Raw genomic sequence first — 21680 nt, 5'->3', positions numbered from 1 at the left:
GCTGCGGGACCATGAGCAAGCAGACGCCGCCCCCGGTCCTGGTCACCCGGCGCCTCGCGCCCGGGGTGATCGAACGGCTCACCGCGCGCCACACCGTCACCTGCCACGACTCCGACCAGGCGATGGCCCGGGCCGACCTGCTGGCCGCCGTCCGCGACCGCCGTGCCGTGCTCACCACCCTGGACGACCGGGTCGACGGCGAGTTCCTGGACGCGGCCGGGCCGTCCCTGGAGATCGTCGCCAACCACGCCGTGGGGCACCACAACATCGACCTGGCCGCCTGCGCCGAACGCGGCGTGCTGGTCTCCAACACCCCCGGCGTGCTCACCACCGCCACCGCCGACATGGCCTGGGCGCTGCTGCTGGCCGCCACCCGCCGCCTCGGCGAGGGCGAGCGCCTGCTGCGCTCCGGCAGCCCCTGGACCTGGGCGCCGAACTTCCTGCTCGGCATGGAGCTGGCCGGCACCCCGCTGGGCGTGCTCGGCATGGGCCGGATCGGGCAGGCGGTGGCCCGCCGGGCCCGCGCCTTCGACATGCCGGTCAGCTACCACAACCGCCGCGAGCTGCCGCCCGAGCAGGCCGACGGCGCCACCTGGCGGCCGCTGGAGGACCTGCTCGCCCACTCCACGGTGCTGGTCGTCACCGCCCCGCTCAGCGCCGCCACCCGGCACCTGCTGGACGCCCGCCGCCTCGCCCTGCTGCCGCGCGGGGCGGTGGTGGTCAGCATGACCGCCGGAGTGGTGGACGAGGAGGCGCTGGCCGGCGCGCTGGAGTCCGGCGCGCTGTTCGCCGCCGCCGTGGACAACTTCGAGCACGAGCCGGCCGTCCCGTCCGCGCTGCTCGCCCAGGAACGCGCCGTCCTGGCCCCGCACCTGGGCAGTGCCACCGTCGCCACCCGGCAGGCGATGGGCGGCCTGGCCGTGGACAACGTCCTGGCCGTGCTGGGCGGGGGAGCGCCGGTCACCCCGGTGACGGCCTGAGGCCTTAGCCCGCCGCCCAGGCCAGGGCGGTGGTCAGCACCCGGAAAGCGCCGAAGTGCGCGGCGCCGGGCTCCAGGAAGAGCTCGGCGCCGGGGATGTGGTCGCCCAGCCAGCGGGAGTGCTCGACCGGGGAGAACTGGTCGTCGGTGCCGTGCCACAGCCAGCTCGGCACCGCGATGTCCTCGACCTTGAACCCCCAGTCGGCGGTGAACGCCAGCACGTCGTCGATCCAGCCGTCCGCGCCGTGCCGGAACGCCTCCCGGTAGTTGCTCTGCAGCATCCGCCGCAGCCCGCTGTCGGCCACCACCTCCCGGTCGGCGGGCGACAGTTCGGGCCGCAGCCCGTTCAGCAGCCGGACCGGGTCGTCCTTGATCTGCCGGGAGCGGAACTCCATCGCGTCGGCGATCCGGCCGTGCCCGCGCTCCGCCTCCTGGTAGGCGTGCACGTTCGACGGGGTCATCCCGGCGTACCAGTCCAGGCCGGCCGCGTTGCGCGGCGCCAGGCCGACCAGCACCGCCACCCGGCTGACCCGCTCCGGCAGCAGCGCCGCGCAGGCCAGCGCGTGCGGGCCGCCGCCGGAGCGGCCGAGCACCGCGAAGCCGTCCAGCTTGAGGTCGTCCGCGATGGCCCGCACGTCGGCGGCCGCCGCGCTCACCCGGCGGCCGAACTGGCGGGTCGAGTCGCCGTAGCCGGGCCGGTCGTAGGAGATCAGCCGCACCCCCAGCCGGTACAGCACGGTGCTGCGCGGGTGCGGGCCCACCCGGCTGCCGGGCATGCCGTGCAGCAGGAACACCGGGCGGCCGCGCGGGTCGCCCAGGGATTCGACGGCGAGGGCGCGACCGTCCGGGGCCTTGACCATCCGTAACGACACCTGCGGCCTCCTCAGTGGTCCCGGTCGGTGGTGGTGCGGATCTCCCGGCGGGCCTGCCAGGTGGTGTGCTCGCGGGAGACCGCGTCCTCGGCGTCCCGGGCCAGCCGGGCCCAGAGCTCCTCGGCGTCCGCCGACTCCACGTCCAGCCGGGCCAGTTGGCGCCGGATGAGCTCCAGCTCGTCGGCGGCCAGCCCGTACGCGGCGGCCAGCGGGCGGTACTGGCGCAGCTGCGCCCACGCGGTGATCGAGGCGGCCACCGCCGAGACGGTGCCCAACGCGTCGTAGGTGAACGCGCCGAGCGCCCGCAGCACCGCGAGCACCAGCCCGAGCGCCGGGAGCACCACGCCCAGCACCCCCGCCAGGGCTCCGGCCCGGGCGCAGTACCGGGACTTGGCGCGGTACCAGTCGTGCTGCACCTGGATCCGCTCCCGCAGGTACACCTCGCGCCGCACCGCGAGCGGCTGCTCGCGCAGGTCGCGCATCGCCGCCGTGATCCCGGCGAGCTCCGCCCCGGCGCCCGGCGTGACCACCCGGCTGTCCCGGAAGGCGCCCAGCACCCCGCCGAGCTGGACGCGGTACAGGCCCTCCGCGTCCGGCAGGGTGTGCGGCGGCGGCTGGTAGGCGTCCGCCCGGACGGCGAACTTCCAGGCCAGCGTCTTGACCGACTCGGCGGCGGCCCGGCCCTCGTACCAGAGCCCCTGCGGGTTCTGCCGGCTGATCACCACCGCGAGGACGATCGCGCCGAGGTAGGCGGCGGCCGCCGGCCAGGCCCACGGCTCGCCGTCGGCCGAGCCGGTCGCGGCGGCGGCCACCAGCAGGAGCAGCTCCCAGGCGGAGAGCAGCACCGAACGCCGCTGGCCGCGCAGCGAGGCCGCGTCGGCGGCCCAGAAGAACCCGGGCAGCAGTTCCCGCTCGCGCACCCACCCCGTCCGTCCCGCCCCAGACGCCATGTCCGGCCCCCACCCGTCGCTCCGGTCGCACCGCCCTCCTGCCCCGGGCGGCTTCCCGGTACGCCTGGCCCGCCCCCGGGCCGCCCGCAATGGCCGGGATGCCCCGGTGGATTGTCCGGCCCGGGTACGTTCGGTGGGCGGGCGGACACCCTGCGTGGCCCGGCGTGCCCGTGGGCGCGACCGGTGGGCGTCAGTAGGTGTAGAGGATCCGGTCGGCGTTGTCGGCCATCTGCTTGGCGTTCCACTCGGTGCCGCCGGGGACGTTGCCGGAGCGGAACAGCGGCGGGGCCGCGGCGGTGCCCTCGGCCGCCGCGTCGGCCAGCCGGCCGACCGCCGAGGCGACCACGGCCTGCATGAGCGCGCTGGTCACGATGGTGGAGACCGGGCCGAAGGTGGTCTCGGCGGCCGGGTGGGTCAGCTCGCCGTCCCCGACCGCGATCTTGCTGTCCAGCACCACGTCGCAGTTGTCCTTCAGGTACGTGCCGGACGGGTGCGCCGGGGGCACCTCGCCCGGGTACGCCAGCGAGGTCACGCCGATCACCTTCAGACCGCGCTCCCGGGCGTACCGGGCCAGCTCGACCGGCATCACCTGGCGGCCGGACAGCGAGATCACGAACAGCAGGTCGCCGGAGGCGGCCGGGGTCAGGTCCAGGGTGGTGGTGGCCAGGCCGGACACCCGCTCCAGCGCGCTGGCCAGCGGCGCGGGCATCACCGTCACCCCCGCCATCCCGGGGACGTTCAACAGGTTCATCGGGACCAGCCCGCCGGCCCGGTAGACCACGTCCTGGGCCGGCAGCGCGGAGTGCCCGGCGCCGAAGGTGAACACCCGGCGGCCCTCGGTGATCGCCTCGGCGAGCAGCGCCGCGGCGGCCTCGATGGCGTCGGCCTCCTCCTCCCGGACCCGCTGGAGATGGGCGATCGCGGCGTCGAAGTACCGGCCGACCAGGTCGTTCATCTGTTGCCTTCGCTCTCTGCCGGTGGGGGAGCCGGCCGGGTGGGGCGGGCCGGTCGGGTCCGGGCCGCCAGTGGAGAAAGCTACGGCGAGCACCGTGGCGCCCAGGCGGCACCGCTGTCAACAGGAACGAAAACCGGGACCCGGGGCCCTTGCGCGGGCCCGGTTGTCGGTGCAGTACGTCAGAATTGGCGGTGAGGACACCGAAGAACGGAGCCAGCGGCGATGTCTGGGCTGATCGACACCACTGAGATGTACCTTCGCACCATCCTGGAGCTGGAGGAGGAAGGCATCGTCCCGATGCGCGCCCGGATCGCCGAGCGACTGGAGCAGAGCGGCCCGACGGTCAGCCAGACGGTCGGCCGGATGGAGCGCGACGGGTTGTTGCAGGTGGCGGGGGACCGCCACCTCGAACTGACCGACGACGGGCGCCGGCTCGCCGTGCGCGTCATGCGCAAGCACCGCATCGCCGAGTGCCTGCTCGTCGACGTGATCGGACTGGAGTGGGAGCAGGTCCACGAGGAGGCCTGCCGCTGGGAGCACGTGATGAGCGAGACGGTCGAGCGCAAGGTGCTCGCCATGCTCGGCCACCCGACCCAGTCCCCGTACGGCAACCCGATCCCGGGCCTGGACGAGCTGGGCGACGCCAAGGCCGAGGGCGAGGGCTTCGACGCCGCGCTCGTCCCGCTGGACACCGTCAAGCCGGGTGACGGCGGCGCCAGCGTGGTGGTCCGCCGGATCGGCGAGCCGATCCAGACCGACGGCGAACTGATGCGCACGCTGCGCCGGGCCGGGATCCGGCCGGGCTCCACCGTGCGGGTCAGCGCCGGCGTCGGCGGCGTGCTGGTCGGCACCGGGGAGAACGCGGCGGAGCTGGGCAAGGACATCGCCCAGCACGTCTTCGTCGCCCAGGCCTGAGGAACGCGCCCCCCGGGCCCGGAGGAACGCTTCCGGGCCCGGGGAACGTGCTTCCCGGAACGACGCGAAGGGCCCGCTGCTCCCCGTGCAGCGGGCCCTTTCGCCTCCCCGTTCCCTCCCTGTCCCCTCCGTCCCTCCCATCCCCTCCGTTCCCTCCCGGCCCCTCCACCGCCTCGCCCGGCTTCCCCGTCCGAGCGCTCCCTCCGGCGTCCCCTCGCACCGCAATTCCTCCCCTCGGCCGATCATGGCAATCCTTGAGCGTTGTCACTCGTCCGGGGGGCTTTCGTCCATGGTCAGCGGGTACACGGAGGCCTTATCCGCACATGCGTGTGACGGGCCTCGCCTCCGGTGGGAGACAAGGCCCGTCAGCCGGGCGCGGGGTGTCGCGCGCTGCGCGCCCTCACCCGATAGGCGGAGGGCGGCCGTTCACGGGGTGGTGAATCGGGGCAGTGAATCGGGGCGGTTCACGAGGCCGTTCACGAGACGGTGAACCAGGGTGGTGAACCAGGATGGTGAACCGCGGCGGTGAACCGTTGCCGCGCCCGTTCAGCGCACCGCTGCCGCCGGCTGGGCGGGCTGGGGGTGGGCGGCCGCGGGCGCCTCGCGTCCGCAGGCGTACGCGAGCGGGCTGATCAGCTCGGCGGCGTCGGGCAGCCAGCGGTTGAGCGCCGAGGGGGAGCGGGCCCACTGGGCGTAGCCGGTGCCGCCGATCCGGGAGGGCGGGGCGACCGTCCAGTCCCCTTCGCCGCGGGCCACCAGGTCCAGCCGACCGGGCGGCCAGCCGAGCTTGCGGAGCATCTCCGGCAGCTTGGCCGCGACCCCGGGCAGCACCAGGAAGTGCAGCCGCCGGCCGATCCGGCCGGGCGAGGCGGGCAGCACCGCGACCGGGCCCAGCTGGAGGTCCATCCGCTCCATCCGCGCCAGCGCCAGGCAGCCGGCCGTCTCCGGGACGTCCAGGACGTCGAAGGACCGGCCGGTGGGCAGCAGGATCGAGGCCTGCGGCCGCTCGGTCCACCAGCGCCGCACCGCCCCCGGCCCGGCGCTCGCCTTGCGGGCCCAGTCCGCGTCGAGCGGGTGGGCCCCCGGCAGCAGGCAGCGCCGGTCGCCGCAGGAGCAGCGGGCGGGCCCGTCGCCGTCGATCAGCCAGGCGCCGGGAGCGACCTCCCAGTGGCGGTTCTCGGCGTAGCCGACGGCTTCGATGAGCAGCGGGGGCAGTGCGGCGGTCTTGCCCTGGTCGGGGGAGTCGGGGATGTCTTCCACACGCTGCTCAACTACCGTGTGTGAGGCTGGTTACGGCCCGGCGCAAGCCGGTTGGGCGTATACCGGCAATGTCACCCGAACCGGTTACTCGACCGAGTTGAGGCGGGCGGAGGCAGGCGCAGTGGGGGCGCACAGGAGCATTTCCCAGGGCGCGTGGGGGGTGCGGATCGTCACCGTGGGTATCCCGCTGGCGTTGCTGATCGCTAACCTGGTGTCAGATTCCTTGGACGGTCGGACAGTCGGCAACAGATCAGCAGAATCGTCGCCCGCCGGCCGGGACCGGAGGGTGTGGGGAGGCGAAACCCAATGGCCGCAAGACCACTCGTCGCACGACAGCCCAACGAGCGTCTGCAGCAACTGATCCAGGAGGCCAGCTGCTCCAACGCCGGCCTGGCCCGGAGGGTCAACCTCTGCGGCGCCGAGCACGGTCTGGACCTGCGGTACGACAAGACCTCCGTCGCCCGCTGGCTGCGCGGGCAGCAACCGCGCGGGCAGGCGCCGGCGGTGATCGCCGAGGCCCTCGGCCGCAAGCTCGGCCGCAGCGTGTCGGTCGAGGAGATCGGCATGGCCGACGGCAAGAACCTCAGCTCCGGTATCGGGCTCCAGTTCGCGCCGACCCTGAACGCCGCCCTGGAGCAGGTCTGCGAGCTCTGGCGCAGCGACGTCGGACGGCGGGACTTCCTGACCGGGGCCACGGTCGCGGCCTCCGCGCTGGTGGAGCCCAGCCGGGACTGGCTGATCACCCCGCCCGACCCGGTGGTGGCCCGCACCGGCGGCCCCCGGGTCGGCCCGACCGACGTGGCCGCGATCAAGGCCACCACCACGATGCTGGTCGACCTGGACCACCGCTTCGGCAGCGGTCACGTGCGCCCGGTGGTCGTGCACTACCTCAACTCGGTGGTCTCCAGCCTGCTCGGCGGGGCGTACCGGGACGAGACCGGGCGCCAACTCTTCGCCGCGGTGGCCCGGTTGACCGAACTGGCCGGATACATGGCGGTGGACACCGGCCAGCCCGGCCTGGCCCAGCGCTACTACATCCAGGCGCTCCGGCTCGCCCAGGCGGCCGACGACCGCGGCTACGGCGGCTACGTGCTGGCGGCGTCGATGAGCCACCTGGCGGCGACGCTCGGCAACCCGCGGGAGATCGCCCAGCTCGCCCGCGCCGCGCAGGAGGGCGCCCGGACGGTCGCCACCCCGACGGCGATGGCGATGTTCTACGCCGCCGAGGCCCGCGGCCACGCCCTGCTGGGGGACGCCCGCTCCTGCGAGGCGGTGTCGGCCAAGGCGCTGGAGATGATGGAGAAGCGCCGCCCGGAGGACGACCCGGACTGGATCGTCCACTTCGACGACGCCTACCTGTCGGACGAACTGGCCCACTGCCACCGGGACTTGGAGCAGGCCGGCCAGGCCGAGCACTACGCCCGCCGGGCGCTCGACCTGCACCCGCCGACCCGGGTCCGCCGCCGCGCGGTGGACCTCGTCCTGCTCGCCACCGCCCAGTTGCAGCAGCGGGACCTCGAACGCGCCTGTGAGACGGGCGCGCAGGCGGTCCGGCTGCTGAGCGGGCTGCGGTCCAACCGGGGCGTGGAGTACCTGGACGAGTTCCGGCGCAGGCTGGAGCCCTACCGGGAGCAGCGGGTGGTCCGCGAGTTCCACGCCCGGGCGGATGCGGAGGCCGCCTAGTGTCGCGCCCGGGGCGCCAGGGCGGGTCCAAGGCCCCGGGCCCCGGCGGGGCGGGGTGAGGGGAGCGTGAGGGATGTCCCGCCCGCGTGGTCACCCGGTTCGGCGAACCGGTAGCGTGGGCGCGACGTCCAAGGAACTGTGATGCCCCCAAGAACCGACGAGATGTGGTCCGCCGTCAGCGCGCGGTCGTGCACAGGTGAGGAATCGCGTTGAGCCAGCGCCGCTCGTACCCCAACTCGGGTGACTTCAACCTGGACGACCTGTTCCGCCCCGAGCCCGGCCAGACCCAGGGCGGCGCGCCGGGCCAGCCGCAGGGTCACCCCCAGGGCCACCCGCAGGGGCAGACGGGCGTGCCGCCGGTGGGGCAGCCGTCCGGGCAGCCGGAGTACCTCGGCGAGGGCGGGCACGCGCGGCCGACCCAGGCCATGCCGGCCCAGCCCGCCCCGTGGGCCGGCGCTCCGCAGCCCGGTTACGGCGTCCCGCAGCACGAGCCGGCGCCGGAGACGCAGCACCTCCCGCCGTACCCGGGCGCGGACCCGTACGCGGGCGGGTACCCCACGGGCCAGTCCCAGGCCGGCTACCCGCAGCAGCCCGGCCCGGGCGGCTACCAGGGCTACTCGCAGGCCGGGCAGCCGCCGCCGGCGCCGGCCTACCCCGGTCAGGACTACGGGCAGAACTACGGCCAGGGCTACGGGCAGGACCACGGGCACGGGCAGGGCTACGCCCAGGACCACGGGCAGGGCTTCGACACCACCCAGGCGGGCGCGCAGGCTCCGGCCGCCCGGGGCGGCCGCCCGTCCAACAAGCTGATCATCGGTGGGGTGGTGGCCGGTTTCGCGGTGGCCGGCATCCTGGTCGCCGTCCTGGTGAACGGGGACGACACCACCCCCGCCGCCGACGCCAAGAAGACCCTCCCGGTGGCCGCCACCGGCAGCGCCACCCCCGGCACGGCGAGCGCGAGCAGCTCGGGCACCACCGTCGACCCGGCGGTCAAGGCCCAGGCGCAGCCGCTGTCGGACCTGCTCGGCACCGCGAGCGACAGCCGCTCGGCGGTGGTCGGCGCGGTCGCCGCGGTGCAGAAGTGCGACAAGCTGCCCGAGTCGCAGCAGGCGCTCACCGGCGCGGCCGGCAAGCGGCGCGAACTCCAGACCAAGCTCGGCCAGCTGAAGGCCGACAAGCTGCCCGGCGGCCAGCAGCTGGTCGAGCAGCTCAATGCGGCGTGGACCGCCTCCGCGCAGGCCGACGACGAGTACGCGGCCTGGGCCGGGGACTCACAGGCGCCCGGCGCCTGTGACCCCAAGAAGCTGGACAACCAGCACTACAAGAACGCCGTCCAGGCCAGCGGCACGGCGACCACCGCGAAGAAGCAGGCCTCGACCCTGTGGAACGCGATCGCCACCCAGACCGGCCTGCCCAGCCGCAGCGACGGCGACCTGTAGGACGGACGGGGGAACGGGCCCGCCGGCCCGCCCCTTCGTCGTCCGTCCCCCTGTCGTCCGTGCTGCGTCGGCTGTCCTTCACCGGCCGTCCTGCGCCGCCCGGGCGTCACGCCGGCGGGCGGCCCCCGGTGAGCACCCAGCGGATGTCCACGAAGCCCGGCTGCTGGAGGGTCATCCGGCCGCCCTTGACCACCTGGTAGGTGACCCAGGTGTTCACCAGCCGCGGGGACTCGGTGCTGGGCAGCATGTTGGGGGTGCCCCAGTTCAGTGGCGGGGTGAGGCCGACGTCGATGCCCTCGCCGCTGTCCAGCAGCCCGGTGACGGTCTTCTCGGTGACCTGCCGGCCGGACGCCGCGACCTTCTCGGCGACCAGCCGGAACACCTCGTACGCGACCCAGGTGGTCTGCACGCCGGGATCGGAGACGTCGATGGTGTGGCCGCCGGTGGTGTCGGCGCGCACCACCGCGCGCAGCCCGTCCCAGACCTTCGCCGACTCCGGCGGGTACCAGCTGGTGACGTAGGTGCCGGCCAGCGGGCCGGAGTCGCCGCCGGTGGAGTCGACCACCGACTGCTGGACGCTGCCGATCACCGAGGCGAACCGGGTGTTCCTCGGGTTCAGCCGGCGGTAGGAGTCCAGCAGGTTGCCGGTCGGCTCGGCGGCGAGGGCGCTGGTGACGCAGTTCGCCGCTTCGTCCTTGCCGATCGCCTTGCGGGCCACCGCCGTGTAGTCGGTGGACTGCTCGGGAGCCTTGACGTCGAGCAGCTTGATGCCGGCCGGCTTGAGCGCGTTGGCCAGGTAGCCGAGCAGGTTGTCGCCGGACGGGGTGTCCGGGCGGACGAGTGCGACGGCCTTGCAGCCGGCCTCGACCAGCTGACGGCCGCTGCCGCCGATCAGCGCGGGCATGCCGCCGTCCACCGGGTACGAGAGCGGGCTGCTGAACTCGGGCTGGGAGAGCCCGTAGCCGCCGATCAGGGGGATGCCGGCGCGCTCCAGGACGGGCATGAAGTCGAAGCCGTACTGGCTGTAGGAGCCGATCACGGCGACCGCCTTGGCGTCCACCGCCCGCTGGGCGCAGGCCTTGGCGCCTTCGGAGGTGTTGTGCTCGTTGCAGGTGAGCACCTGCAACCGGCGGCCGTTCAGTCCGCCCTTGAGGTTGACGTCCCGGCCGATCGCCTCGGCGAGGGCGGTCATGCCGGGCCGGTCGGCGGCGCCGGTGCCGGACGGGGACCAGGTCATCACGGTGAGGTCGCCGCCGTTGGTGGAGGCATCGGCCGGTCCGCCGCACGCGGAGGCCGAGAAGAGGGTGGGGAGCAGGGCCGCGGCGGTGGCGGCCGCGGCGATCGGGCGGCGGCGGCGCCGCGCGAACTGGTGCCGGGGCTGGAACGGGTCCCTTCGGCTGGTCATCGGTCTTCCCTCTCTGGGGCGCCATCCGGCGCACCGGAGCAAGCCAAGCCCCGGCGCCACACGCAGAGAGGGCCGAAGTGCGAACGGTCGGACAACGGGAGCTGAAATCCGGTGGGGCACGCGTGTAGATCGGGAGTGGAGTACGAACGGACAGGGAACGTACGATCGTTCTCCATGTCCGCCAGCACAGATTCTTCGCATCGGTCTGCCCGAAACACTTCTCGTCCGGGCCACCGCTCCAGCACGATGAACGGCATGCCGCTCAACGACCTGCCCTGGTGGCGCTGGCGAGCCCGACTGCGCTCGGCGCTGCACATGTTGTCCGACCCCGGTTTCCAGCAGGAGACCTGGCTGAACGGCCGGGAGGGGTACGGCGACGTGACCGACGCCGTCTACCGGCTGGTGGAGGACACCTGGCTGGACCACTGGTCGGCCGAGAAGTACGTGGGCACGATCTTCCGCGACTCCGCCGAGGCCGCCCTGGTCGACGTCGCGGTGCTGCGGGTGGTCCAGCTGCTGCACGAGGTCGGCGCGGACGCCCACGCCTCCGCCTACTTCGGCCACCCCGGCTGGCCGGAGGCGGTCCGGGCCGCGCGCGAGGCGCACGTCGCGCTGGCGGTGAACGACGGGGACGACCCGGACGCGGCGCCCAAGTCGCTGGACGTGCTGCGCATCCTCACCCGGGTCTGAGCCCGGGTCTGGGCCCGGGTCTGGGCCCGGGTCTGGGCCCCGGCCGACGGCGGGGCCGCCGGCCGGGTGCCCGGTCGGGTGCCCGGTCGGGCTTTCGGCCGGGCCGCTGAGCAGTGCCGTCCCGCAGTACGGGCAGCCGGGCGGCGACTGTCCAGGATGTGACACGCTGGACCACCCACGAACGCCACGACATCAGGACGGGATACCCCCAGTGGACCAGCAGCCGGCCAGCGCCCAGTACGTCCTCACGCTGTCCTGCCCCGACAAGCAGGGCATCGTCCATGCCGTCTCCAGCTACCTCTTCATGACCGGCTGCAACATCATCGACAGCCAGCAGTTCGGCGACGGGGACAGCGGGCTGTTCTTCATGCGGGTGCACTTCTCCGCCGCCGAGCCGGTCACCGCCGACAAGCTGCGGGCCAGCTTCGCGGCGATCGGGGCCTCGTTCGGGATGGACTGGCAGATCCACCCGACCGAGCAGCGGATGCGGATCGTCCTCATGGTCAGCAAGTTCGGGCACTGCCTGAACGACCTGCTCTACCGCACCCGGATCGGCGCCCTGCCGGTGGAGATCGCCGCGGTGGTGTCCAACCACACCGACCTGCGCGACCTGACCGAGAGCTACGGCGTCCCGTTCCACCACATCCCGGTCACCCGGGACACCAAGGCCGACGCCGAGCAGCAGCTGCTGGACCTGGTCGCCAAGGAGGACGTCGAGCTGGTCGTGCTGGCCCGCTACATGCAGGTGCTCTCGGACCAGCTGTGCACCGCGCTGTCCGGCCGGGTGATCAACATCCACCACTCCTTCCTGCCGAGTTTCAAGGGCGCCAAGCCCTACCACCAGGCGCACGCCCGGGGCGTGAAGCTGATCGGCGCCACCGCGCACTACGTCACCGCCGACCTCGACGAGGGCCCGATCATCGAGCAGGAGGTGGCCCGGGTGACCCACGACGTCACCCCGGACCAGCTGGTCGCGCTCGGCCGGGACGTCGAGTGCCAGGCGCTGGCCCGTGCGGTGAAGTGGCACAGCGAGCACCGGGTGCTGCTGAACGGCACCCGCACGGTGGTCTTCGCGTAGCGAGCTCGGGGCGCGCAGTCGGGACGGTCGGCGCGGTTGCTGCCGTTGCTGCCGTTGCCGCTTACGGCCGCGACAGCAGCGGCAGGGCGTGCAGCACTTCGCGGATCGCGGCCCGGTCGCCGTGCTCGCCGACCGGCAGCCGGTCCGGATCGCGGTGCGCGGCGGCCAGCTGGCAGAGCTCCAGGCCGTCCAGCACCATCGAGGCCACCGGCTCGCCGCCGGGCGGCCCCGACTCCGGTCCGTCCAGCGGTATCAGCCACTCGCCGGCCGCCGGGCCGTCGATCACCAGCCGCAGCCGCCGGCCCCGGCCTCGGCCCTGGTCCGCCACGGGCGGGAGGGCCGGCGCCCCGGCGGGCTCGGGGCGGGTGGCGCGGGCGGCACGCAGCTCGGCCAGTGCCCGCGGGACCATCCGGACCGCCAGGTCCACCATCTGCCGCAGGTGCTGGGGCGCCGGCGGGTCGTACGGGTAGGCGACCGCGCGGGCCACGTCCTCGCCGTGCACGTAGCACTCGAAGGCGCGGTCCACGAACGCGTCGCGCAGCGGCAGCACGGCGAAGCCGTAGTCGACGGGGGTGTTGCCCTGCGGGGCGAGCGCGGCGGTGCGCACCAGGTCGTGGGTCTGCCGCCGCCACCGCTCCCGCACCGACTGCGGCGGGAGGCCGGCCTGGTCGGCGACCAGCCGGGCGGTGCGCTCGGCGATCCCGGCGTACGGCCCGCCCTGCGGCGGGACCCGGGGCGGGAACAGCGGCGGGAGCCGGAGCGCCGGCGGCCGCCCGGCCGGCTCCTGCCGAGGCACCCGCCGGGCGGCCGGGGCCGGTGCGGCGCCCGGGCCGGCCGGCACCGGGTCGGGCAGACCGAGGGCGAGCGCCAGGTAGCCGTCCACGGCGGCGAGGTGGCACAGCACCTCGGCCGGGCGCAGCCGCCCGGTGCCGCCGTGCCACGGCAGGTCGGCCACCTCCTGCCACTCCTCCGGGCCGAGGTCGCGCAGCAGCGCGTCGAGCTTGGCCGTCTCCGCGGTGTACGGCATGCCCCAGGCGGGGACGGGCAGTTCGGCCGGGCGGCGGGCCAGGCACCAGTCGAGCACCTGCTGGCGCAGCGAGTTGGGCTGGTCGAGCGGCTCGTCCAGAGCGAGCCAGCCCGCCGCCTCGCGCAGCCGGACGGCCTCCTCGGCGCACTCCGGGCAGGTGCGCAGGTGCCGCTCCAGCTCGGCGGCGTCATGGCTCGGGCAGGCGCCGAGGGCCCAGGCGCCGAGCAGCGAGCGCAGGGCGTCGTGCCGCTCCTCGGTGGTGGGCTCGCTCCGCTCGCTCATGCGCCCCAGTCCCCGTCGTCCCTGTCGCCCGCGTCGCCCGCGTCGCCCGTGTCTTTCCGGTCGCCCTCGCGGCCGTGCCGTTCGTCGTGGCGGGCGCGCTCCTCGGCCAGTTCGGTGGCCAGCAGTTCCAGTCCGAGCCGCATCCGCTGCTTGGCGGCCTGCTCGCTGATGCCGAGCAGCCGGGCCGTCTCCTGGTAGGTGCGGCCGTCGTAGTACGTCACCGCGATGGTCTCACGCAGGGGTTGGGGCAGGGAGTCCACCACGTACTGCATGCGCGCGGCGGTGGCCACGGCGCGGATCTCCGCCTCGGCCGCGCCCTCGCCGCCGCCCGGTCCGTCAAGTCCGCTGCCCGGGCCGCCCGGTACCCGCTCGGCGGCCCGCCGCGCCCGCAGCCGGTCGACCGCGCGGCGGTGGGTGAGCGCGCCGATCCAGGAGCGCAGCGAGCCCTGGGCCGGGTCGAAGTCCTCGGGGTGCTCCCAGACGTGGGCGAATATCTCCCGGGTGAGCTGGGCGGCGGCGGCCTGGTCGGCGAGTATCCGCCCGGCCAGTCCGTGCACCATCGGTGCGAGCTGGTCGTAGATCTCGCCGAGCGCGGTCTCCTCGCCGCGGGCGAGGCGGCGTTGGAGCTGCTCGTCCCAGCGCGGCGCGCGGTCGGGGGTGGCCATCGGGAACCACCCTCCTGCCCGGGTTTCGCTGGCGTACCCAACGGTATCTTGCGGCCGGTCGGCGGCGGGAGCATTCCCCGAAGAACGGAACCCGGGTCCGCGGATCGTCGCCCGGTTGTCGCTCGCACCGGCGGCCCGTGTGCGGGGCGGTCCGTGGAGGCCGCTGTTCGAAGGCCGTTGGACATATGTCGCACGGGTGGTTCGCGAGTGGCGGGCCGGGCGTGCGGGGCGTCCGGAGGTAGGTTCGCCACTGCGGGGACCGGCGGGTCGGCCCGGGCCGGACGAGTGCCGGTACGAGGCTCGCGAGAGTGAACGGGACAGTATGCACTGCGCTGTCCCCCGATCGCTGGAATATGCCCGAAGCGCTTGCCGAGGCCCGTCCGCCCACTCATCCTGAGGCGTAATCGAGTCGCGGCCAGTGCGCGACGGACGAGTCGGCCCGGACGAGTTGGCCCGGACAGGACAGGTCGGGTGAGCGCCGGGCGGGAGCCCGGCCGAGGGCCCGGGTGGCACCGGGCGATGTGCGAGGGTTCGCCGGCTGGACGATCCGGCCCGATCGGGACGATGGCCGAACTGCGAGTGCGGGTGGTGGAGCGGTGCAGGTTCTTCAGGTACAGCTGGCGGTGCAGGCGGACCCCGCCGAGGTCGGCCGGGCCCGTCGGTGGGTGCGCTCGCGGCTGCTGAACCACGGGGTGGACCCGGACGCGCCGGTCGCCGAGACGGTGGTGCTGGTGGTCTCCGAGCTGGTGACCAACGCCGTGGTGCACACCGGGTGTCCGGCGGTGCTGCGGCTCTGTCTGCCGGTGGAGGAGGACCAGGCGGGCGGCGAGCCGGCCGGCCCGCTGCGGGTGGAGGTCGCCGACGCGAGCCGGACGGCCCCCGCCCCGCGGCACGCCGGGGCGGACGAGAACGCCACCAACGGGCGCGGTCTGGAGCTGGTCGAGCTGCTCTGCGAGCGCTGGGGCTGGTTCCCGGACGGCTCGGGCAAGCGGGTGTGGTGCGAGATCGGTGCGGACGCCCGGCCGACGGACCCGCTGGCGGGCGTGGACTGGGCGGCGCTGGCGCAGTAGCGGCAGCACGAGCGGCAGCGGCAGCCCGGGGCCTGCTCGGTTCGCCGCCGTTCCCGCCGCCGTTGCCGTCGGTGATCGTCGGTGGAGATCACTGGCGGAGATCACCGGCCGAAAGTTGACGCAACCATTCCGAATTTCGGACTACCCATTGACGTGACGTATCCGACTGATCACGCTTGGGTGCGGCTCTCCGTCAGTGAGGGGACGCCGAGGGGACGCCCGAACGCCGCCGCGGTGCTGTTGTCCAGGGGGACCACGCCAGCAGGGGGGCCGTGGACCGCCGGTCGCGGGCGCTCCTTGGCGAGTGCGGAGGGCGCGGCGCGGGTTCAGGGCCCGTGCGTCGCGATTGGATGGCGGCCGGCCGCGCCGTGCTCGGGGTGCACGCGGCCGGCCGCCATCCGACCCGCCGTCATCCGGCGTCGCTTTTCGGCCACTCGGCCGAGAGCCGCCCAGGGCACCCGAGGCCGCCCGGGGTCACCCGGGGACGGTGCGGAAGGTGCGCCGGTAGGCGCTCGGGGCGACGTCCAGCCGGTCGCGCAGTTGCAGCCGGAGCGAGGCGGCGGTGCCGAAACCGGACTCCCGGGCGACCTGGTCGATCGTCAGGTCGGTGCGCTCCAGCAGTTGCCGGGCCCGCTCGGTGCGTTGCACGGTGAGCCACTTCCCGGGGCTGGCGCCGGTCTCCTCGCGGAAGCGCCGGGTGAAGGTCCGCACGCTCATGCCCGCCCGGTCGGCGAGTTGGCGCAGCGCCAGCGGCTGGTCCAGGTGTTCCAGTGCCCACGCGCGGACGGCGGCGGTGCCGTGGCCGGTGGAGTCCACCGGGCTCGGGGCCTCGACGTACTGCTTCTGGCCGCCCTCGCGCCACGGCGGCACCAGGCAGCTGCGGGCCACCGCGTTGGCCACCGCGCTGCCGTGGTCGCGGCGGACCACGTGCAGGCACAGGTCCACCCCGGCGGCCACCCCGCCGGAGGTGAGGAGGTCGCCGTCGTCGGTGTAGAGCACGTCCGGGTCCAGCCGCACCTTCGGGTACAGCTCGGCGAAGCGCTGGGTGTAGCGCCAGTGGGTGGTGGCCGGGCGGCCGTCGAGCAGTCCGGCGGCGGCCAGCAGGAAGGAGCCGGTGCAGATCGACATCAGCCGGGTGCCGGGCCGGATCCGGCGCAGCGCGGCGGCCAGTTCGGGGGTGAAGGCGGTGTCGACGGTGGCCGTGCTCGCGTCGGCGGAGGCCGGGATCACCACCGTGTCGGCCCGCTCCAGCAGTTCCGGCCCGTGGTCGACGCTGATCCGGAAGTCCGCGCTGGTGGCGACCGACCGGCCGTCCAGCGTGCAGGTGGCGACCTCGTAGAGCGGCCGTCCGGCCGGGTCCTTGGCGCCGCCGAAGATGCGGGCGGGGATGCCGAGTTCGAAGGCGATCACGCCGTCGAGGGCGAGTACCGCGACCAGGTGGGCCATGCCGTTCCCCTTCGGTGGTGCGGCCGCCCGGGCCGATCGGGCCGGGTCGGCGGGTTGAGTTGGTTCGGTCGGCCGGTCCTGCCGGTTCGAGCCAGGGTACGCCGGGACCGTGGCCCGATTCTTGCGAAAGCTGTCATTCAGGCCACTCGTCGCGGCCGCGTCGCTTCGGGACACTCGTCCGCGTGACCGAACGCAACGCCCTCGCCCCCGCCCCCGCGCCCGCCCCCGAAGGACCCGTCCGCCCCGCCCGCCCGGCCCGCTTCCGGGTGCACTACGCCTGGGTGGTGGCCGGTGTCTCGCTGCTGGTCCTGCTCGGCTCGGCCGGCTTCCGGTCCACGCCCAGCCTGATGATGGACGCCCTGCACAACGAGTTCGGCTGGTCGCTCGGGACGATATCCAGCGCCACCTCCGTCAACCTGACCCTCTACGGCCTCACCGCCCCCTTCGCCGCCGCCCTGATGGACCGTTTCGGCGTGCGCCTGGTGGTGGTCTGCGCGCTGCTGACCATCTCGGTCGGCTCCGGGCTCACCATGCTGATGCGCGAACCCTGGCAACTGGTGCTCTGCTGGGGCGTGCTGGTGGGCCTGGGCAGCGGCTCGATGGCCGGCGCTTTCGCCACCACCATCACCGGCCGCTGGTTCCAGGCGCGCCAGGGCCTGGTCACCGGCGTGCTGACCGCCGCCGGGGCAGCGGGAAACCTGGTCTTCCTGCCGGTCGGCGCCTGGCTGGTCGAGCACCACGGCTGGCGCTCGGCGGTGATCGTAGTCTCGCTCGCGGCCAGCGCGGTCGCCGTCCCCGTCCTGCTGCTGATGCGCGAGCGGCCCGCCGACCTCGGCCTGCTCCCGTACGGAGCGACCGAGGAGCCCCCGGCGCCCGCCGCCGACGGCCGCGCCCTGACCCGCTCGCTGCGGGTGCTGCGGGACGCCGCCCGGAGCCGGGCGTTCTGGCTGCTGTCCGGTTCCTTCGCGATCTGCGGCGCCACCACCGCCGGCCTGGTCGGCACCCACTTCATCCCGGCCGCCCACGACCACGGCATGCCGGTGACCACCGCGGCCGGCCTGCTCGCCATGATCGGCGTCTTCGACGTGGTCGGCACCATCTTCAGCGGCTGGCTCACCGACCGGGTCGACTCCCGGATCCTGCTGGTCACCTACTACGGGCTGCGCGGGATCTCGCTGCTCCTGCTGCCGCAGCTGCTCGCCGGCTCGCTGGAACCGCCGATCCTGGCCTTCGTCGTCTTCTACGGCCTGGACTGGGTGGCCACCGTGCCGCCGACCGTCGCGCTGTGCCGCCGGCACTTCGGCGGGGACGCCCCGATCGTCTTCGGCTGGGTGCTGGCCAGCCACCAGATCGGCGCGGCCGTCGTCGCCGGGCTGGCGGGCCTGGCCCGCGACGCGCTCGGGAACTACGACCTCACCTGGTACGGCGCCGGCGCCCTGTGCGTGGTCGCCGTCGGGCTCTGCCTGGCGCTGCGCACCGGCCGGCCGGACCGCCCCGTCCCGGCCCTCGCTTAGAAAGTGTTGGGTAATCGGGTGATCACTCGTTCTTGAGGTCGTCGGCGAGGCGGCGGGCTGCTTCGGTCTCGATGGGGCCGCGTGGTTCGACCTCCTCGCCGGCGAGGCGGGCGGCCATGAGCCGGATCATGGCGACCTTGATCATCGCTTCGGCGTGCGCGGTCTTGCGCTCGTAGTCCCGTGCCAACCGTCTGCACCGTCCCAGCCAGGAGAATGTCCGCTCGACCACCCACCTGCGGGGCAGCACCTGGAAGCCTTTCACATCAGCATTGCGCGGCACCGCGACGATCTCCAGGTTCTCGCGTTCCGCCGCCCAGCCGACCAGGCCCGCATCGACGATGTTGACGTAGCCGCCGTCGACCCAGACGAGCCCGACCTGCGGGAACAGCTCCCGGATGCCGGAAAGGACGAGCTTCGCGCCCGCCCGGTCCTGCACCGAGGCCGAGTGCACCACCGCCCGCAGGACCAGCCCGCAGGTGTCCACGAGCAGGTGCCGCTTGCGGCCCCGCACGCGCTTTCCCGCGTCGTAGCCGATCGCCTCGCCGCCCTGGTGGCTGCGGGCCGACTGCGAGTCCAGCACCGCCGCCGAGGGCTGCGGATCCCGCCCGTCCGCCACCCGGACCCGCTCGCGCAGCGTCTCGTGGACCCGGCTCCACGTGCCGTCGGCCGTCCAGGCGCGGAACCACCGGTAGGCCACGTCCCACGGCGCCAGATCGTGCGGCACCAGGCGCCACGCACATCCGCTGACCAGCACGTACAACACGGTGTCCACGACCAGCCTGCGCGGGAACTTCAACGGCCGCCCTCCCCGACGCGGATCCCGCTCGGGCAGCAGAGGCTCGATCACCAGCCACTGGGCATCCGTCAACGACGAGTCGTAGGAAGGCTTGCACGCGCAGACACACATGGCGGTGATCGTCGCGGATGCCCCGCCCGCGACGATCACCGCCAGCGCATCACGCCACGAAGTTGATCAATTACCCAACACTTTCTTAGGGCCTCTCTTTCGGATCACGCCGGGCGCGCGACGCCGGAGCACGCACCTCGCTGCGTTGTCGTCGGTCGCCGATGCTCCGCATGGACTCCCTCCTCCGCCTTGCGATGCACGCACCCCGACGCCGCGCGCTGATCCGACGTGATCCGAAAGAGAGCCCCTAGATGAATGAGTCCGATTGTTGGGTTGGCCGCGACCATGACGAAGGGTGCCCGTTGGTTGGTTTGTGAAGACGAACCTGGACACCCTTCTGACGGCACTGTACGTGTTCATCGACGATCACATGGCTCCTCGTCACCGGATCGGGCGACCTCCGAGGCTCTCGGATGCGGAACTGCTGTGCCTGGCTGTGGCGCAGGTACTGCTCGGCTTCCCGTCGGCGAGGCACTGGCACCGCTTCGCGAGTGGCCGGCTGCGGCACCTGTTCCCGTACCTGCCGGGGCAGTCCGGCTACAACAAGCGTCTGAACGCGGCCGGCCCGCTCATCCCGCAGGTCGTCGGCGCACTGGCCCGGCAGGTGCCGACCTGGCACGACGACCTGCGGCTGATCGACTCCACGCCGCTGCCCTGCGCGGCCTCCCGTGAGACGGTCAAGCGCTCGGCCCTGGCCGGCACCGCCGGGTACGGCTACTGCGCCAGTCACTCCCGCTTCTTCTGGGGTCTGCGGCTCTACCTGTTGACCACGGCCGAGGGCATGCCGGTCAGCTGGTGCCTGGCCAACCCGAAACTCGGCGAGCGCGAGGTCATGGAGGCCATGCTCGGCCGTGACCGACACCTCGTGCGCCGGGGCCAGGTGATCCTCGGCGACAAAGGCTTCGCCGGAGCCGCGTTCGAGGCCTTCGTCACCGACGAGCTCGGCGCGCACCTGGTCCGGCCCGACCGCAAGGGCGAGCCTGCCCGATTCGGCAGGCTCGCCCGCGTCCGCCAGTGGATCGAGGCGGTCATCGACACCCTCAAGGGCCAGCTCAGTCTCGAACAGCACGGCGCACGAACCGAGGCCGGCGTCTTCGCCCGCACCGGTCAACGCCTGCTCGCCCTCGCCGCCGCGATCTGGCACAACTGGAACACCGGCGCCGCGCTCAAGCGCTCACTCATCGCCTATGACCACTGAGGACATCGGACTCATTCATCTAGTAGTACTTCGTTAGGTTGATTTGATCTTGTGGTCGTGGCGGTGCATGCTGCGGTCTGTGGATCTTGGTGAGGTGGAGAAGCTTCGTGGGGACCTCGGCGACTTCGTGGCCGAGGTCTTCGCATCGCTCGCGCGCAAGGATCAGCGCCGGCAAGGGGATTGCTATCTGCGCGGGCTGATGTTGGACGGGCGGCGCAAGTCGATCCAGCCGATGGCCGAGCGGCTGCCGGACGGGAACATGCAGGCGCTGCAGCAGTTCGTCAGCCAGTCGCCGTGGGACCACACGCCGGTTCTGCGGCAGATCGCACGGAAGATGACCGCCGCCCTCGCGCCGGAGGCGTGGGTGATCGACGACACCTCGTTCCCGAAGGCCGGCGACCAGTCCGTGGCCACGTCTCGGCAGTACTGCGGCGCGCTGGGCAAACGCTCTCTCTGCCAGGTCGGGGTGAGCGTCCACGCCGTCACCGACCAGGCCTCCGGCCCGCTGTCCTGGCGGCTGTTCGTGCCGCCGGAGTGGGACGATCGTGACGATGCCCGCCGCCGTCGCACCGGCCTGCCACCGGAGGTCGGGCACGTCGAGAAGTGGCGCCTGGCCGTCGACGCCCTCGAAGAGTTGATCTCCTGGGGGCTCGCCCCGCAGGTCGTGGTCGCCGACGCGGGCTACGGCCAGTCCGCCGCGTTCCGCCATGCCCTGCGCTCACGGGGCCTGGACTACATCGTGGCGGTGCGCGGCGACGAGACCGCGCACCGCCACGACGCCGAACCGGTGGCGCCCGCCTATGGCGGTGCCGGCCGCAGGACACTGCCCCGTTACCGCACGGATTCCGTCGCCCTGCACGAGCTCGCCACCGAAGGCGGGCGCCGTGCGTTTCGGCAGGTCACCTGGCGTCAGGGCAGCCGCGGGGCGATGCGCTCGCGCTTTCGCGTCCTGCAGGTGCGGCCCGCGGGGAAGATCCCCCGGACGCTCGCCGCCGCCGAGGCCGGCGGCGGCGCCGCATGGAACGGCGTCCTACCGGCCGAGACCCTGCTGGTCGAATGGCCTCCCGGCGCGACCGCGCCCACCGACTACTGGCTCACCAACCTGCCACCCGACACCGTGATCCGCCGCCTCGTGCGCCTGGCCAAGATCCGCTGGCGCATCGAGCACGACTACCGCGAGATGAAACACGGCCTGGGCCTGGACCACTTCGAGGGCCGCACCTGGCGCGGCTGGCACCACCACGTCACCCTGGTCACCGCCGCCCACGCCTTCCTCACCCTCCGGCGCCTCGACCCAAAAGTCGAGACGCCGGCCTGACCTTCTACCGAGTCCTCGACACCATCC

Annotated in this window: 19 protein-coding genes; 10 read left to right on the top strand and 9 right to left on the bottom strand. The window is 73.6% G+C overall.

The features are described from left to right. The first annotated feature begins 11 nt into the window (after positions 1-11). On the top strand, positions 12-980 hold the full coding sequence (locus tag OG556_RS15070) for a 2-hydroxyacid dehydrogenase (RefSeq protein ID WP_371517492.1): 969 nt from the start codon (positions 12-14) through the stop codon (positions 978-980). Between the two features lie 4 nt (positions 981-984). On the opposite strand, the gene OG556_RS15065 is transcribed toward OG556_RS15070, so the two are convergent. From OG556_RS15065 to OG556_RS15055, 3 genes are all read right to left on the bottom strand, one after another. Next, positions 985-1839: an alpha/beta hydrolase gene (locus tag OG556_RS15065; RefSeq protein WP_363585072.1), complete on the bottom strand. Its 855-nt coding sequence runs from the start codon at positions 1837-1839 to the stop codon at positions 985-987. Between the two features lie 23 nt (positions 1840-1862). Next, positions 1863-2771 carry a DUF4231 domain-containing protein gene (locus OG556_RS15060; protein ID WP_363585002.1) on the bottom strand — a complete coding sequence of 303 codons (909 nt, stop codon included), beginning with the start codon at positions 2769-2771 and terminating at the stop codon, positions 1863-1865. 220 nt (positions 2772-2991) lie between these two features. Next, a complete protein-coding gene (locus OG556_RS15055) occupies positions 2992-3756 on the bottom strand; it encodes a sugar isomerase domain-containing protein (protein WP_371517491.1) in 765 nt (254 codons plus the stop codon). A 222-nt stretch (positions 3757-3978) separates the two neighbouring features. Here OG556_RS15055 and OG556_RS15050 point away from each other — a divergent pair, with 222 nt between their 5' ends. Further along, positions 3979-4671: a metal-dependent transcriptional regulator gene (locus tag OG556_RS15050; RefSeq protein WP_350877579.1), complete on the top strand. Its 693-nt coding sequence runs from the start codon at positions 3979-3981 to the stop codon at positions 4669-4671. A gap of 546 nt (positions 4672-5217) precedes the next feature. Here OG556_RS15050 and OG556_RS15045 read toward each other — a convergent pair. After that, on the bottom strand, positions 5218-5922 hold the full coding sequence (locus OG556_RS15045; RefSeq protein WP_371522710.1) for a bifunctional DNA primase/polymerase: 705 nt from the start codon (positions 5920-5922) through the stop codon (positions 5218-5220). Between the two features lie 315 nt (positions 5923-6237). Here OG556_RS15045 and OG556_RS15040 point away from each other — a divergent pair, with 315 nt between their 5' ends. Beyond that, positions 6238-7614, top strand: coding sequence for a transcriptional regulator (locus OG556_RS15040; protein ID WP_350877580.1), 1377 nt, complete (start codon positions 6238-6240; stop codon positions 7612-7614). A gap of 209 nt (positions 7615-7823) precedes the next feature. Continuing rightward, positions 7824-9053, top strand: coding sequence for a hypothetical protein (locus OG556_RS15035; protein ID WP_363585008.1), 1230 nt, complete (start codon positions 7824-7826; stop codon positions 9051-9053). A gap of 106 nt (positions 9054-9159) precedes the next feature. Here OG556_RS15035 and OG556_RS15030 read toward each other — a convergent pair whose 3' ends face one another. Next, positions 9160-10458, bottom strand: coding sequence for an ABC transporter substrate-binding protein (locus tag OG556_RS15030; protein ID WP_371517488.1), 1299 nt, complete (start codon positions 10456-10458; stop codon positions 9160-9162). Positions 10459-10632: 174 nt separating this feature from the next. Here OG556_RS15030 and OG556_RS15025 point away from each other — a divergent pair, with 174 nt between their 5' ends. Both OG556_RS15025 and purU read left to right on the top strand, forming a co-directional pair. Then, positions 10633-11148, top strand: coding sequence for a hypothetical protein (locus tag OG556_RS15025; RefSeq protein WP_079135686.1), 516 nt, complete (start codon positions 10633-10635; stop codon positions 11146-11148). 211 nt (positions 11149-11359) lie between these two features. Further along, positions 11360-12226, top strand: coding sequence for a formyltetrahydrofolate deformylase (purU, locus tag OG556_RS15020; protein WP_371517487.1), 867 nt, complete (start codon positions 11360-11362; stop codon positions 12224-12226). A gap of 61 nt (positions 12227-12287) precedes the next feature. Here the strand turns inward: purU and OG556_RS15015 are convergent, their stop codons facing one another. Both OG556_RS15015 and OG556_RS15010 read right to left on the bottom strand, forming a co-directional pair. After that, positions 12288-13535, bottom strand: a complete 1248-nt coding sequence (locus OG556_RS15015) for a zf-HC2 domain-containing protein (RefSeq protein ID WP_371517486.1) — start codon at positions 13533-13535, stop codon at positions 12288-12290. Beyond that, positions 13532-14200, bottom strand: a complete 669-nt coding sequence (locus OG556_RS15010) for a sigma-70 family RNA polymerase sigma factor (RefSeq protein WP_371517485.1) — start codon at positions 14198-14200, stop codon at positions 13532-13534. Before OG556_RS15010 ends, OG556_RS15015 begins: the two co-directional genes overlap by 4 nt. A gap of 596 nt (positions 14201-14796) precedes the next feature. Here OG556_RS15010 and OG556_RS15005 point away from each other — a divergent pair. Then, positions 14797-15270, top strand: coding sequence for an ATP-binding protein (locus OG556_RS15005; protein ID WP_371517484.1), 474 nt, complete (start codon positions 14797-14799; stop codon positions 15268-15270). Between the two features lie 474 nt (positions 15271-15744). Here OG556_RS15005 and OG556_RS15000 read toward each other — a convergent pair whose 3' ends face one another. Next, on the bottom strand, positions 15745-16716 hold the full coding sequence (locus OG556_RS15000; protein WP_371517483.1) for a GlxA family transcriptional regulator: 972 nt from the start codon (positions 16714-16716) through the stop codon (positions 15745-15747). Between the two features lie 182 nt (positions 16717-16898). Here OG556_RS15000 and OG556_RS14995 point away from each other — a divergent pair, with 182 nt between their 5' ends. Beyond that, positions 16899-18230, top strand: coding sequence for an MFS transporter (locus OG556_RS14995; RefSeq protein WP_371517482.1), 1332 nt, complete (start codon positions 16899-16901; stop codon positions 18228-18230). 22 nt (positions 18231-18252) lie between these two features. On the opposite strand, the gene OG556_RS14990 is transcribed toward OG556_RS14995, so the two are convergent. After that, the gene (locus OG556_RS14990; protein WP_331745013.1) at positions 18253-19137 is read right to left on the bottom strand and encodes an IS5 family transposase; all 885 of its coding nucleotides are present in this window, start codon (positions 19135-19137) and stop codon (positions 18253-18255) included. 313 nt (positions 19138-19450) lie between these two features. Here OG556_RS14990 and OG556_RS14985 point away from each other — a divergent pair, with 313 nt between their 5' ends. Both OG556_RS14985 and OG556_RS14980 read left to right on the top strand, forming a co-directional pair. Beyond that, complete coding sequence (locus OG556_RS14985) at positions 19451-20335, top strand: IS982 family transposase (RefSeq protein ID WP_331744010.1); 885 nt, start codon at positions 19451-19453, stop codon at positions 20333-20335. Between the two features lie 79 nt (positions 20336-20414). Then, complete coding sequence (locus OG556_RS14980; RefSeq protein WP_371516237.1) at positions 20415-21653, top strand: IS701 family transposase; 1239 nt, start codon at positions 20415-20417, stop codon at positions 21651-21653. Positions 21654-21680: the final 27 nt, after the last annotated feature.

Origin of the sequence: Kitasatospora sp. NBC_01300 (assembly GCF_041435235.1) — a bacterium.
Classification (GTDB): domain Bacteria; phylum Actinomycetota; class Actinomycetes; order Streptomycetales; family Streptomycetaceae; genus Kitasatospora.
This window is presented reverse-complemented; position numbering and strand designations above follow the sequence as displayed.

Coding starts and splice junctions, on each gene's coding strand:
- OG556_RS15070 (WP_371517492.1), top strand. CDS start 12: ATGAGCAAGCAGACGCCGCCCCCGGTCCTGGTCACCCGGCGCCTCGCG.
- OG556_RS15065 (WP_363585072.1), bottom strand. CDS start 1,839: ATGGTCAAGGCCCCGGACGGTCGCGCCCTCGCCGTCGAATCCCTGGGC.
- OG556_RS15055 (WP_371517491.1), bottom strand. CDS start 3,756: ATGAACGACCTGGTCGGCCGGTACTTCGACGCCGCGATCGCCCATCTC.
- OG556_RS15050 (WP_350877579.1), top strand. CDS start 3,979: ATGTCTGGGCTGATCGACACCACTGAGATGTACCTTCGCACCATCCTG.
- OG556_RS15040 (WP_350877580.1), top strand. CDS start 6,238: ATGGCCGCAAGACCACTCGTCGCACGACAGCCCAACGAGCGTCTGCAG.
- OG556_RS15030 (WP_371517488.1), bottom strand. CDS start 10,458: ATGACCAGCCGAAGGGACCCGTTCCAGCCCCGGCACCAGTTCGCGCGG.
- OG556_RS15025 (WP_079135686.1), top strand. CDS start 10,633: ATGTCCGCCAGCACAGATTCTTCGCATCGGTCTGCCCGAAACACTTCT.
- OG556_RS15015 (WP_371517486.1), bottom strand. CDS start 13,535: ATGAGCGAGCGGAGCGAGCCCACCACCGAGGAGCGGCACGACGCCCTG.
- OG556_RS15010 (WP_371517485.1), bottom strand. CDS start 14,200: ATGGCCACCCCCGACCGCGCGCCGCGCTGGGACGAGCAGCTCCAACGC.
- OG556_RS15000 (WP_371517483.1), bottom strand. CDS start 16,716: ATGGCCCACCTGGTCGCGGTACTCGCCCTCGACGGCGTGATCGCCTTC.
- OG556_RS14990 (WP_331745013.1), bottom strand. CDS start 19,137: ATGTGTGTCTGCGCGTGCAAGCCTTCCTACGACTCGTCGTTGACGGAT.